Origin of the sequence: Komagataeibacter nataicola (assembly GCF_003207795.1) — a bacterium.
In the GTDB taxonomy this organism is placed as follows: domain Bacteria; phylum Pseudomonadota; class Alphaproteobacteria; order Acetobacterales; family Acetobacteraceae; genus Komagataeibacter; species Komagataeibacter nataicola.
Genome location: NZ_NIRT01000001.1, coordinates 40,780 through 53,241 on the forward strand (window position 1 = coordinate 40,780; position 12,462 = coordinate 53,241).

At 64.0% G+C, this 12,462-nt stretch carries 12 protein-coding genes and 1 tRNA gene; 3 read left to right on the forward strand and 10 right to left on the reverse strand.

What is annotated here, in order from left to right:
- Positions 1-105 precede the first annotated feature (105 nt).
- The 4 genes from CDI09_RS00175 to CDI09_RS00190 form a co-directional block, all read right to left on the reverse strand.
- Positions 106-741 (reverse strand): ATP-dependent Clp protease proteolytic subunit, encoded by a 636-nt coding sequence (locus tag CDI09_RS00175; RefSeq protein WP_061272180.1) that lies wholly within the window; start codon positions 739-741, stop codon positions 106-108.
- Between the two features lie 264 nt (positions 742-1,005).
- Positions 1,006-2,343, reverse strand: a complete 1,338-nt coding sequence (tig, locus tag CDI09_RS00180; RefSeq protein ID WP_078527679.1) for a trigger factor — start codon at positions 2,341-2,343, stop codon at positions 1,006-1,008.
- Positions 2,344-2,440: 97 nt separating this feature from the next.
- Positions 2,441-2,525, reverse strand: a tRNA-Leu gene (locus tag CDI09_RS00185).
- A gap of 81 nt (positions 2,526-2,606) precedes the next feature.
- On the reverse strand, positions 2,607-4,070 hold the full coding sequence (locus CDI09_RS00190) for an NAD(P)H-hydrate dehydratase (RefSeq protein WP_110571135.1): 1,464 nt from the start codon (positions 4,068-4,070) through the stop codon (positions 2,607-2,609).
- A 135-nt stretch (positions 4,071-4,205) separates the two neighbouring features.
- Between CDI09_RS00190 and CDI09_RS00195 the strand changes: the two genes are divergently transcribed.
- From CDI09_RS00195 to CDI09_RS00205, 3 genes are all read left to right on the forward strand, one after another.
- Positions 4,206-4,658 carry a CopD family protein gene (locus CDI09_RS00195; RefSeq protein ID WP_078524414.1) on the forward strand — a complete coding sequence of 151 codons (453 nt, stop codon included), beginning with the start codon at positions 4,206-4,208 and terminating at the stop codon, positions 4,656-4,658.
- 213 nt (positions 4,659-4,871) lie between these two features.
- Positions 4,872-6,443 (forward strand): DEAD/DEAH box helicase, encoded by a 1,572-nt coding sequence (locus CDI09_RS00200; RefSeq protein WP_078524415.1) that lies wholly within the window; start codon positions 4,872-4,874, stop codon positions 6,441-6,443.
- Between the two features lie 11 nt (positions 6,444-6,454).
- The gene (locus tag CDI09_RS00205) at positions 6,455-7,729 is read left to right on the forward strand and encodes a class I SAM-dependent RNA methyltransferase (protein ID WP_078524416.1); all 1,275 of its coding nucleotides are present in this window, start codon (positions 6,455-6,457) and stop codon (positions 7,727-7,729) included.
- A 127-nt stretch (positions 7,730-7,856) separates the two neighbouring features.
- Here CDI09_RS00205 and CDI09_RS00210 read toward each other — a convergent pair whose 3' ends face one another.
- Genes CDI09_RS00210 through sufC form a run of 6 tightly spaced genes read right to left on the reverse strand, consistent with a single transcriptional unit; the run spans position 7,857 to position 12,450 of the window.
- Positions 7,857-8,237 (reverse strand): HesB/IscA family protein, encoded by a 381-nt coding sequence (locus CDI09_RS00210; RefSeq protein WP_078524417.1) that lies wholly within the window; start codon positions 8,235-8,237, stop codon positions 7,857-7,859.
- Positions 8,238-8,257: 20 nt separating this feature from the next.
- Positions 8,258-8,710, reverse strand: coding sequence for an SUF system Fe-S cluster assembly protein (locus tag CDI09_RS00215; protein ID WP_078524418.1), 453 nt, complete (start codon positions 8,708-8,710; stop codon positions 8,258-8,260).
- Between the two features lie 7 nt (positions 8,711-8,717).
- A complete protein-coding gene (gene sufU, locus CDI09_RS00220) occupies positions 8,718-9,146 on the reverse strand; it encodes a Fe-S cluster assembly sulfur transfer protein SufU (protein ID WP_078527681.1) in 429 nt (142 codons plus the stop codon).
- A 9-nt stretch (positions 9,147-9,155) separates the two neighbouring features.
- Positions 9,156-10,406 (reverse strand): aminotransferase class V-fold PLP-dependent enzyme, encoded by a 1,251-nt coding sequence (locus CDI09_RS00225; RefSeq protein ID WP_078524419.1) that lies wholly within the window; start codon positions 10,404-10,406, stop codon positions 9,156-9,158.
- A complete protein-coding gene (sufD, locus tag CDI09_RS00230; protein WP_078524420.1) occupies positions 10,406-11,680 on the reverse strand; it encodes a Fe-S cluster assembly protein SufD in 1,275 nt (424 codons plus the stop codon). The genes CDI09_RS00225 and sufD overlap by 1 nt, the downstream gene beginning before the upstream one ends.
- Complete coding sequence (gene sufC / locus CDI09_RS00235) at positions 11,677-12,450, reverse strand: Fe-S cluster assembly ATPase SufC (protein WP_078524421.1); 774 nt, start codon at positions 12,448-12,450, stop codon at positions 11,677-11,679. The genes sufD and sufC overlap by 4 nt, the downstream gene beginning before the upstream one ends.
- Positions 12,451-12,462: the final 12 nt, after the last annotated feature.

The following is a 12,462-nucleotide window of genomic DNA, read 5'->3' on the forward strand; positions in this document are numbered from 1 at the left end:
TCTTCATACCTTGCGACCAGGCAGGAAACGCTGCCTGGACCGCCGCAGGCAACCCTTCCCCACCGGGGCCGGGAGCGCGCCTGCGGACGCGCCCCCTGATGCAGATTACTCTGCAGGTTTTGACGCAACGTTACGACGGACCACTTCATCCACGATGCCAAATGCCTGCGCTTCTTCCGCTGACATGTAACTGTCGCGCTCCAGCTTCTGCTCGATCTCCTCGAGCGTGCGGCCGGTGTGCTCCTTGTAGATCTCGTTCAGGCGCTGGCGGATGGTCAGGATTTCCTGCGCCTGGATCTCGATATCGCTGGCCTGCCCCTGCGCCCCGCCCGAAGGCTGGTGCACCATGACACGCGAATTGGGCAGCGCGAATCGCCGACCTTTCTCGCCACCGGCCAGCAGCAGCGACCCCATCGAGGCCGCCTGCCCGATGCACACCGTGCTGACGGGGCAGCGGATGTACTGCATGGTGTCGTAGATGGCGAGCCCCGCCGACACCACGCCGCCGGGGCTGTTGATGTAGAACGAGATTTCCTTGCTGGGGTTCACGCTTTCCAGATAAAGGAGCTGCGCGGAAACCAGCGCCGAAACCTGATCATAGACCGGCCCGGTGAGAAAGATGATCCGTTCCTGCAGAAGGCGGGAATAGATGTCGAATGCCCGTTCCCCGCGGGAGGTCTGCTCGACCACCATCGGTACCAGAGCGTTATTGAAGATCTCTACGGGATCCCGATCCCTCATAGCCATATTCCCGATCCTGAAAAGCAAGGGCCCGTTCCATGTCACGCGCCCGGTGCAGGAGGCACGGACAGCGCAGGCATAGCCGGACCCTTCCCGGTTACTTATGACAAAATAGAGACAAACACGCCAGATACCACCCCACCCCTGTCATTTTGCCAGAAACGGGCCGCACAATCAGCGCGTGTTCACCTGTCCACAAACACATACGGCGCGCGGAAGTCCCCTTCCGCGCGCCGCAGGCGTTACCTATGCCGCCAGAGCGGATCAGACGTCAGCTTCCGGCATTTCGGCCAGTTCTTCCGGCGTCACGACCTTATCCTCGACCTTGGCCAGCTCGACGATGTAGTCGATGACCTTGTTCTCGAAGATCGGGCCGCGCAGACCATCGATCGCCTGCGGATTCTTGCCGAAATATTCGAACACGGCCTGTTCCTGGCCCGGATAGCGCGCGGCTTCGGCCCGAACGGCGTGGACGATTTCTTCCTGCGTCACGGTGATGTTGTTCACACGACCGATTTCGGCAAGCAGCAGGCCCAGCTTCACGCGGCGCTCGGCAATCTTGCGATAGTCGGCGCGCAGCGTGTCCTCGTCCTTGTCCTTGTCTTCATCATCGAGGCGACCGGCCTTGCGGTCTTCCTCGATGCGGGCCCAGATCTGGCTGAACTCGGCGTCCACCATGCCCGGAGGGGCCTGGAAGTCGGTCTTTTCAGCCAGCTTGTCGAGCAGTTCACGCTTGAGGCGCAGGCGGGAAAGCTGGTCATATTCCTGCGTGACCTGCTGCGTGATCAGTTCACGCACCTGCTCGAGCCCTTCGAAGCCAAGCTTCTTGGCCAGCTCGTCGTCGATCTTGGCTTCGACCGGGCGCTTGAGCTCCTTCACCTTGATGTCGAAGGTGGCTTCCTTGCCGGCAAGGTGCTCCGCGCCGTAATCAGCGGGGAAGGTGACGGTGATCACTTTTTCTTCACCGGCCTTCATGCCCACGATCTGCTCGGCAAAACCGGGGATGAAGCCCGCGCCGCCGAGTTCGACGTTCACGTCATCAGCGGAGCCGCCTTCAAAGGCCGTGCCGTCAACCTTGCCCACGAAGTCCACCGTCACCACATCGCCATCGGCGGCGGGGCGGTCTTCCTCGACCTTCTCGAACTCGCGCTGGCGGCTGGCGATTTCGTTGAGCGCCTTGTCCACCGTCTCGGCATTCACCTCGGACTTGAGGCGCTCGAGCGACAGGGTGGACAGATCGGGAATGGTGATCTCGGGCAGGATCTCGAATTCAACCGTGAACTTCAGGTCTTCCTTGCTGCCCGGCTCGCTGCCGGAAACGAGGTCAACCTTCGGCTGCATGGCAGGGCGCAGGCCGCGCTCGTCAAGCAGGGTGCGGGTCGCGTCGCTGACGACCTGCTCCATCACCTCACCCTGCACGGATTCGCCAAAACGCTGCTGCAGGATGCTCATCGGCACCTTGCCCGGGCGGAAACCCGGCAGCTTCATGGACTGTCCAACTTCTTTCAGGCGCGCGGTGCGCTTGCTCTCGATTTCTGCTGCGGGCACCGTAACGGTGAAACCGCGCTTCAGGCCATCGGAAAGCGTTTCAGTAACCTGCATCTGCCAGGCCATCCTCTCGGTCAGAACGTGTCAAAGAACGCAAGAAGCCGGTTGGGGCCACCACGTCTGCTCGCATAACGCGACTTGCCGGGATCATTGGTACGGGCGGAGGGACTTGAACCCCCACAGCTTGCGCCACCAGAACCTAAATCTGGCGTGTCTACCAATTCCACCACGCCCGCACAGTGCCCAGCCTGTAAGCGCGCGGCTTTAGCGCACCACAGGCCATGGGGCAAGATGCGAAGGGAAAAGGATTGGGCTTTTCAGCCGAAAACTTTTTTCGCCAGCCCCTCCGCCCGGTGGCGGGCAGCGCCGATATGGCGGTCAAAATCCTCGGCCAGCGGCCACTCGCCCGCATGTAGCGCCGCATCACCATGCAGCCAGACCCCGGCGCAGGCCGCCTCCCACGCGGGCATGTCGGCGGCGAGCATGGCGGCGATGATACCGGTCAGCGTATCGCCCGAGCCTGCCGTGCCCAGCATGGGGGTGGCGTGCTCATTGATCGCCGCCCGGCCATCAGGTGCGGCAATGATGGTGTCCGGCCCCTTGAGCACCGTCACGGCGCCAGTGCACTCTGCCGCCCTGCGCGCGGCCTCCACCCGGTCCGCGCCGGGCTTGCCGAACACACGCGAGAACTCGCCGATATGCGGCGTGATGATGGCAGCCCCCTTCAGCCGCCCGGGATGACCTGCCGCCATGCTGAAGGCTCCGGCATCGGCAATCACCCCACGCCCCGCCCCCACCAGGGCTGGAAAGACCGCCGCCACCTCCGCCACCGAAAGGCCGGGGCCACACACCCAGACATGGCGGCGCTTATCCTCCAGCAGGGCTTGCAGCGGGTCGGAATCCACAATCAGGCCAGCGGGCGCGGTCATGCGGTAGACCTCGGCGCTGTCGCCCGCGGCCAGTCGCACCAGCCCTGCCCCTGCCCCCCGCGCGCCCGCGGCGGAAAGGCGGGCCGCACCCGGCATCTCGCGCCCACCACAGATGCTGACCACACCGCGGCTGTATTTATAGGAAGTAGCCGTGCAGGCAGGCGTGCGCCACAGGCCGGGTTCATTGCGCCAGGTGCGAATCGCAACGCCCCCGAACGCGGATTCGGGAATGCCGATATCAGCCAGCACGGTGCGCCCGCACAGCGTGCGGCCGGGCAGCAGCAGGTGGCCGGGCTTGAGGCGGCAGAAGGTCACGGTCATCTCGGCCTGCGCGGCACCACCGCGCACGGCGCCCGTCGCGCCATCCACGCCGCTGGGCATGTCGATGGCCACAATGCGCCGCGCCGCCTCGAGCACGGCCACCACATCCGGCTCCACGTCACGGCTCAGCCCCGCGCCGAACACCGCATCGACCACAAGGTCGAAGGCTGCGGCACTTTCCGGTGTAAACGGCACCATCGGCCCGCGCCACAGGGCGGCGGCGGCCGCTTCATCCCCGCCGGGGCGCGGCATGGCGAGCGCTGCAACCGAAACCGGCCAGCCCTGCTCGGCCAACCTGCGGGCCGCCACGTAGCCATCGCCGCCGTTATTGCCTGGCCCGCACAGCACCAGCACCCGGCACGGGCGCATGTGCTGGCGTATGGCGCGGGCCACCGCGCGGCCTGCGTTTTCCATCAGCACCGACACCGGCACGCTGCGGGCGGCAGCGGCATCGATCTGGCCCATCTGTACTGGCGTGGGCAGCACGAGGCGGGCCGCCAGGGGGGCTTGGGTATGTTCACTGGCGGGCATGTTCTCTCCCTTTTCCGGCAATTGGCTGCCGCACTGGCCTTGCACATGATACAGGAATGAGGAAACAAGCACCCCACATCCTGCTTTATGGCAGGTGAGCGTTTTCCTTATTCCTTATCCCCGCAAGGAGGCTTCATGTCCCTTTCCATTGTCTGGAGCCTTGTGCTCGCACTTCATATTACGGGCATGGCGGCCTGGGTTGGCGGCATGATGTATGCGGCCTTCGTGCTCAAGCCCAGCCTGAACCTGCTTGATGCAACGCAGCGCGCCTCGGTGCACCTGCAGACTCTGAACCGCTTCTTCCGCATCGTGTGGCACACCATGCCCATGGTGCTCGTAAGCGGCTGGCTCATGATCTGGCACGAAGGCGGGTTCGCCACACTGCCGTGGCAGATCAACCTCATGCAGCTGTTCGGCCTGATCATGGCAGGCGTGTTCGCCCGCATCTATTTCGGCCCCTACCAGAAGGCCCGCCGCGCCATGCGCCCGCAGCCGGGGCAGTTCGACTCGATCCGCTCGCTGGTGCTGCTCAACACCGGCATCGGCATCCTGACCATCATCACCGCCTGCCTGGCCCATCCTTTCTGAAAATATGGGGCGTAACCTCACGCCCCCTTGATTTTCATTGCAAATATGGATAGGCACAGGGAATGTGGCGCTTTGAGGGGTTTATCCCTGTCGCGTGTCACACTCCCCTTCCCTGCATTGCTGCAGGTACATCAGGGACGGCAGCCTGATACAGCGCGACACGGTGGCAATCGGACGGGGCCATATTCATCTGCTGATACGTTCGAGAGTAATTTGAGCGCCAAAAAAACGTCCCCCGCCCCGACCCGTTCCGCAAAAAAGGCGGTAGCCCCGGCCCCCGCCGCCAGCACGGAAGCGGTCCTGCCGCCTGACGCGCCAGAGCAGGCCACCCCGGCGCAGGAAGAGGCGCTGCCCCTGTTTTCGGAACTCGGCCTGTCCGAGCCCATCCAGCGCGCCATTGATGAGATGGGATACCGTCATCCCACCCCCATTCAGGCGCAGGCCATTCCCTATGTGCTGATGGGCCGCGACGTGCTGGGCGTAGCCCAGACCGGCACGGGCAAGACGGCATCCTTCACCCTGCCCATGCTCGAGATCCTCCAGGGTTCGCGCGCCCGGGCGCGCATGCCCCGGTCGCTGATCCTTGAACCCACGCGCGAGCTGGCGCTGCAGGTTGCCGAGAATTTCGTCAATTACGGCAAGCACCTCAAGCTGACCCATGCGCTGCTGATTGGTGGCGAGAGCATGGCCGAGCAGAAGGAAGTGCTCAACCGGGGCGTGGACGTGCTGATCGCGACGCCTGGCCGCCTGATCGACCTGTTCGAGCGCGGTGGCCTGCTGCTGACCCAGACCAAGCTGCTGGTCATTGACGAGGCCGACCGCATGCTCGACATGGGGTTCATCCCCGATATCGAGAAAATCGTGGGCATGCTCTCGCCGCTGCGCCAGACGCTGTTCTTCTCGGCCACCATGGCGCCTGAAATCCGCCGCCTGGCCGATGCGTTCCTGAGCAACCCCAAGGAAATCACGGTCAGCCGCCCCTCCTCGGTCGCCTCCACCATCGAGACGGGGCTGGCCATTGTCGATTCGGCTGACAAGCGCCGCGCACTGCGCAAGCTGCTGCGCGAGGCGGACATGCAGAACGCCATCGTGTTCTGCAACCGCAAGCGTGATGTGGATGTGCTGTGCAAATCGCTGATCAAGCATGGTTTTTCAGCCGGTGCGCTGCATGGTGACCTGCCGCAGTCGGTCCGGTTCTCGACCCTTGAGGCGTTCAAGTCGGGTGAACTGAAAATCCTTGTCTGCTCGGATATCGCAGCACGCGGAATCGACATTGGCGGCCTGTCGCATGTGTTCAACTTCGACCTGCCATTCCATGCCGAGGATTACGTGCATCGAATCGGCCGCACCGGCCGCGCGGGCCGCACTGGCCATGCTTACAGCCTCGCCACGCCCGACGAGGAAGGCCTTGCCCAGGCCATTGAGAAACTGACGGGCAAACCCATACCCCGAATCGAGGTCAAAGGCGTGGATAACCTGGAATGGTCGGATGAGCCGCGCCCGGCGGGCGGTCGGCGTAAATCCCGTGCCGAGAGCGGTTCGCGCCGCAAGAGCAACGCGGCTACCCCTGCCCCCGCACCCGCATCAGCCACGCCGGTTGAGGAAGCAGCCCCCGCGCCCAAGCCCTCGCGCAGCCGTTCCGCACCTGCCTCGGGCGCAGGCCGTCGCGATCAGGGCCTGCTTCCGGCAGCCCCTGACCATGCCATTACCGGGTTTGGCGATGATATCCCGGCCTTCATGCAGTTGCCGCGCCGGGAAAAGCCCGTCGTCCCGGCTGACGAATAAACAGAACAGGCATGGAACAGGACATGGCCGGCGCCGCCAGGGTGGTGGCGCTTGGCAATGACGGGGATGGCATAGCCGAGACCCTGGCAGGACGGATATTCGTGCCCGGCGCCATTCCGGGCGATACGGTGCAGCCTGGTCCGGTCCAGGCCACCCACGCCGTGCTGGAGCGCGTCATAACCCCCAGTCCGGACCGGGTCACACCGCCCTGCGCTTTGTTTGGCCAGTGCGGTGGCTGCCGCGTGCAGCAGATGGCGCTGCCTGCCCTGCTGGCATGGAAGGCCGGGCGCGTGACCGAGGCACTGCAACGCGCGGGCTTCGCCACCATCCCCACGCCTGCCACCGTGCAGGTTGCCCCGCAGGAGCGGCGGCGCGTTGATCTGGCCTTCCGCCGTGAAGGCAGGCGCATCGTGCTCGGGCTGCATCGCCGCCGGGGCGATGTGGTGGACATGACTGCATGCACCCTGCTCGACCCCACCCTGTTTGCCCTGCTGGCGCCGCTGCGCGACATGCTGCACTCGCTGCCCGGCGTGCATGCGGGGGGTGACCTGCAGATCAACCTGCTCGACAGCGGGCCGGACCTGCTGATTACGATGGATGGCACGCCGGATGCCAATGACCGGCGCATCCTGGCCCAGTTCAGCAAGGCGCATGGCATACCGCGCATCTCGCTGGGCGGCACGCCGCCTGAAACACTGGCGCTGAATGGCCCGGTCTTCCATCATTTCGATGGCGTGCGCGTCACCCCGCCGCCCGGTGCTTTCCTGCAACCCGCCCGTCGCGGCGAGGATGCCATCAGGGCTGCCGTGCTGGCAGCGCTCCCCACCAAGGGGCTGAAGGCAGGCATTATCGAGCTTTATGCGGGCTGTGGCACGCTGTCCTTCGCGCTTGCCACCCATGCCAAGGTGCTGGCCTATGAAGGGGACCGCGCAGCGCTGGCCTGCCTCAAACAGGCCAGTGGCGGCACCCGCGTGCTGCCCGCATTGCGTGACCTGAACCGCCAGCCGGTCATGGCGGCCGAACTGGCCAAGGCTGCGGCCGTGGTGCTTGATCCGCCCCATGCCGGCGCGGGCGCACAGATGGCGCAGATCGTGGCAGGCAAGCCGCGCCATGTCATTTATGTCAGTTGTAACCCGACGGCCCTGCAGCGCGACCTGACGCCGCTGCAGCAGTTGGGCTACCGACTCGAGCGCCTGACGGTGATCGACCAGTTCCTGTGGTCAACCGAGGTCGAGGCCGTGTGCGTGCTGAAACTGCCGGGCACGGGTAAAAACCACCGACGCTAAAACGAGAAAAGTTTTTGGTACAACTTTAAAGCACGCCGCCTTTTTGAAAAAAGGCGACACCTAAAAACTTTTCTTATTTTTTACAATGATTTGTTTTCAAACAATCCCTTATCTTTATCTCCGGCAATCAGACGTGAAAGCTTTCCCCGCAGCCACAGCGGCCCTTTTCATTGGGGTTGGTGAAGGTAAAGCCGGATTCAAGCTGCTTGACCTCATAATCCATTACCGAGCCGATCAGGAACAGCGTCGCCTTGCGGTCCACGAGCAGGGTCACGCCCTTGTCCACTACTACTTCATCACCAGGACCGGCCTGTTCGACAAAGCTCATGTCATAGGCGTGGCCGGAACAACCCTTGGTTGAAACCGCAATGCGCAGCAGATGGCCCGCATTCTTGGTCTGGTAGAGTTTTTCCAGCCGTGCCGCCGCGCGGTCCGTCAGGGTCATGAGCGGTGGCAGGGCGCGGCGGGTGGGGGCTTTTGCGGGTGTGGCTGTCTGGTGTTCGGTCATGGCACAGTCCCCTTGAGGGTTCAGAACATGTTCAGGGCAAGGCGGGCATCTTCACTCATGCGCGACATGTCCCATGGCGGCTCCCACACGATCTCGACCGTGGCGGAGGTTACCGTCTCTATCTTTTCAACGGCTTCCTTCACCTGCGCGGGCAGTTCCTGCGCGCTGGGGCAGTTGGGGGCCGTGAGCGTCATCTCCACCTTGACCGATCCATCCTCATGCAGGTCGATGGCGTAAATCAGGCCAAGTTCGTAAATATTGACCGGAATTTCGGGGTCATACACCGTGGCGATCGCCTCGATCACCGTGTCCTCATCGGGCATGGCCGCCTTGCCCGCGGGCTGCTCGCCATCCGGTGTCCAGGCCGATACGGGCGCCGCTTGCGCGGCGGGCGCATCGCTGGCCTCAAGGGAAAAATGCCCGGTCTCTTCCGCCATGCCCATGGCAGGCTCTACCTGATTTTTCTCGTCCATGAGACTTTCACCTGTCTTTATCATCATTGAGCATATCAATCAGTGCTGACCATGGCAGCAGGGCACAGCGCCTGCGCGAACGGTGCTGGTGCAGTGGCGCAAAGGCGGCAAGCTCGCCCAGCCCCTCCGGAGCCGTGCCGGTTTCAACCGCCTCGACCAGTTCCGCATGCAGCCTGTTCACCCGCGTACGGTTCTGGCCCGTTACCCGCCCGGCCATGAGGTCGGCGGAGGCTGCGCAGATGGCGCAGCCCCGCGTTTCATGCCGGATCGCCTCGATCCGCCCCTGCCCGTCCAGCACCGCATGCAACTGCACACGGTCGCCACACAGCGGGTTGGACCCCTGTCCGTTCAGCGTGGCCGTGGGCAATGGTCCGGCGTGTCGTGGCGCCTTCGCACGCTCCAGCACCACGGTGCGGTACAGATCATCCTGCGCCATCATCTGCCATCAGACAAAAAAGCCACGAATCTGTTCCAGCGTCCTGGCCAGCAGGTCGATTTCCTCCGGCGTGGTGTAGATGCCGAAGCTCGCGCGTGCCGTGGCCGTTACACCCAGCCTGCGCATGAGCGGCTCGGCGCAGTGATGGCCCGCCCGCACGGCAATGCCGTTGCGGTCAAGCAGGGTGGCGATATCATGCGGATGAACATCCTTCATGGTAAACGAGATCACCCCGCCCCGCTGCGGCGCCGTGCCGATCACTTTCAGCCCGCTGACATTACCCAGCGCCTCAAGCGCATAGGCCGTTAGCGCATCTTCATGCGCGCCAATCGCGTCAAACCCGATGGACTCGATATAGGCAAGGGCCGCGCCCAATCCAATGGTCTCGATGATGGCAGGCGTGCCCGCCTCGAATTTATGCGGCACGTTCGCCCAGGTCGAGCGCTCGAACGACACGGTGGAGATCATGTCACCACCACCAAGGAAAGGCGGCATTGCCTCCAGCAGTTCACGCCGCGCCCACAGCACGCCAATGCCGGTGGGGCCATACAGCTTGTGCCCGGTCACGACATAGAAGTCAGCCCCCAGAGCCTGCACGTCCACGCGGCGGTGCACGGCAAGCTGGCTGCCATCAAGCAGCACCTTCGCTCCTGCCGCATGCGCCATGTCGATAATGGCGCGGGCATCGGTAATGGTGCCCAGCACGTTGGACATATGGGTGATCGCCACCAGCGCCACCTTGCCATCGGCCAGGTTGGCCGCCAGCGCTTCCATGTCCAGCGCCCCGTCATCGGTGATGGGGGTGATGCGCAGTTCAACGCCGGTGCGGTCGCGCAGCATCTGCCATGGCACGAGATTGGCGTGGTGTTCCATCTCGGACACCAGCACCACCTGCCCCGGCCTGAGCAGCCCGCCATAGGAATGGGCCACGAGGTTGATGGCTTCGGTGCTGTTGCGGGTAAAGACGACTTCCTCACGCGCGGCAGCACCCAGGAAGCGCGCCACCTGATCGCGCACGGCTTCATACGCCTCGGTGGTGCGTTCGCTCATCCAGTACAGGCCACGATGGATGTTGGCGTACTGGGTGCGCATGGTGTCGGCCATGCAATCGATCACCTGCCGCGGTTTCTGGGCCGAGGCCGCGCTGTCAAGGAACACAAGGTCCTTGCCATGCACCTTCTGGCTCAGGATGGGGAAGTCGGCGCGGACATGCCGCAGGCTGCCTGCCGCATGCACCGACGTGATGACGCTCTGGTCCATCAGGCGACCTCCCGCTTCCACCAGGCTTCCACCGCAAGGTTCAGGCTGTCTTTCAGCCGCGCATCATCGATCTGGTCCACCACGTCATGCAAAAAGGCGCGGATCAGGATGGAACGGGCGGCTTCGTTGGGGATGCCGCGACTGCGCAGGTAGAAAAGCTGGTCATCATCCAGCGCGCCCACCGTGGCGCCGTGGCTGCATTTGACGTCATCGGCGTAGATTTCGAGTTCGGGCTTGGCGTCGATCTCGGCCGTGTCAGACAGCAGCAGCGCCTGGTTCATCTGATAGCCATCGGTTTTCTGGGCAATCCGCTCGACATGGATCTTGCCCTGAAACACGCCACGCGCATGGTCGGCCAGCACGTTCTTGACCGTCTGGCGCGAGATGCAGTCAGGTGCGGCATGCGTGATGACGCTGGTCAGGTCACCATGCTGGTGGTCCGACAGAAGCTGAGCGCCATTCACATGCACGCTGGCCCCCGCGGCGTTCAGCCCTGCATGCACCTCATGGCGCGAGAGGCTGGCGCCGAGCGTGAGCGTAAAACTGTCATACACGCCATGGGTGGCCACGCGGGCGTGGCTGACCGCAAGGTGGAGCGCCTTTCTGCCTTCCGCCTGGATGCGGGCATGCGACAGATAGCCGCCCTCCTCCACCGTGATGTCATAGAGCGGGTTATGCAGGTAATAACCCCTTCCCACGGCGGCATCGAGCATGGCCAGCCTGCCACCCTTTTCCACCACGATGCGGTGCTGCGGGTGGAAGGAAACCGGCGCATCATCGCCCGCAAGGCCAATGCTGACCAGCAGCAGGCAGCCCGCATCAACCCCTTCGGGCACGACCAGCGCCAGCCCGTCATCCGCCAGCACGGTATTGAGCGCGGTGGTCACATCGCCCGCCGGGTCGATCCCGTCACGCGTTCCGGCAGCCGGATCAAAGGCGGAAACCTTCACCCCTACGGGCAGGCGCGAGCGCCCGGCATCGAAACGGCCATTGACGAACACGGCGCGATTGGCCCCGGCCCCGAGGCCCGAGATGGTCTCGACCTCGGCCAGCAGCGTATCGACCACGCCGACATCGACATCACGCGGCGCCACGGCAAACGGCACATCGGCCAGCGCGCGCAGCGAGGTGTATTTCCACGCCTCCACGCCCGCGCGCGGCAGGCCCACCGTGCGCAGGTAATCGGCGGCTTTGAGCCGCGCGGCATTCCCCTTTACGTCACCCCGGTCAAGAAAGGCTGAGGGACTGATCCCGACCGGTGCAATGGCGTTCACGCCGCCTCCGAGAGGAACTGGGCATAACCCTGCGCCTCAAGCTGCCTGGCCAGTTCCGGCCCGCCGCTGTGGATGATGCGGCCCCTGGCCATGACATGGATGCGGTCAGGCACGATATAGTCCAGCAGGCGCTGGTGGTGGGTAATGACCAGCGCCGAGAAATCGGGCGAACGCAGCGAGTTCACACCCTCGGCCACGATGCGCAGCGCATCGATGTCCAGCCCGCTATCGGTCTCGTCGAGGATGGCGAAGGAAGGCTGGAGCATGCGCATCTGCAGCACCTCGTTGCGCTTTTTTTCACCACCCGAGAAACCGACATTCACGTTGCGCTTGAGCATCTCGTCGGACATGGACAGATGCTTGGTCTCCTTGCGCACGGCCTTGAGGAAGGCCACGGCATCAAGCTCGTCCATGCCACGTGCGCGGCGCACGGCGTTGACGGCGGTGCGCAGGAAGTTGGCGTTGTTCACGCCCGGCAGTTCCACCGGCGTCTGGAACGCGAGGAACAGGCCAAGTGCTGCGCGCTCTTCGGGCTCAAGGGCCAGCAGGTCCTCGCCCTTGAAGGTAGCCGAGCCAGCCGTCACCTCATAATCCTCGCGCCCGGCGAGCACATAGGACAGGGTGGACTTGCCCGAGCCGTTCGGCCCCATGATGGCATGGACCTCGCCTGCCGGAATCTCGAGATCGACCCCGCGCAGGATTTCCTTGTGGGCTTCCCCATCATCGATGCGGGCGCACAGGCCATTGATGCTTACGAATTGCTTGCTCACGTCTTTGAATCC

Coding starts and splice junctions, on each gene's coding strand:
- CDI09_RS00175 (WP_061272180.1), bottom strand. CDS start 741: ATGAGGGATCGGGATCCCGTAGAGATCTTCAATAACGCTCTGGTACCG.
- tig (WP_078527679.1), bottom strand. CDS start 2,343: ATGCAGGTTACTGAAACGCTTTCCGATGGCCTGAAGCGCGGTTTCACC.
- CDI09_RS00190 (WP_110571135.1), bottom strand. CDS start 4,070: ATGCCCGCCAGTGAACATACCCAAGCCCCCCTGGCGGCCCGCCTCGTG.
- CDI09_RS00195 (WP_078524414.1), top strand. CDS start 4,206: ATGTCCCTTTCCATTGTCTGGAGCCTTGTGCTCGCACTTCATATTACG.
- CDI09_RS00205 (WP_078524416.1), top strand. CDS start 6,455: ATGGAACAGGACATGGCCGGCGCCGCCAGGGTGGTGGCGCTTGGCAAT.
- CDI09_RS00210 (WP_078524417.1), bottom strand. CDS start 8,237: ATGACCGAACACCAGACAGCCACACCCGCAAAAGCCCCCACCCGCCGC.
- CDI09_RS00215 (WP_078524418.1), bottom strand. CDS start 8,710: ATGGACGAGAAAAATCAGGTAGAGCCTGCCATGGGCATGGCGGAAGAG.
- sufU (WP_078527681.1), bottom strand. CDS start 9,146: ATGGCGCAGGATGATCTGTACCGCACCGTGGTGCTGGAGCGTGCGAAG.
- CDI09_RS00225 (WP_078524419.1), bottom strand. CDS start 10,406: ATGGACCAGAGCGTCATCACGTCGGTGCATGCGGCAGGCAGCCTGCGG.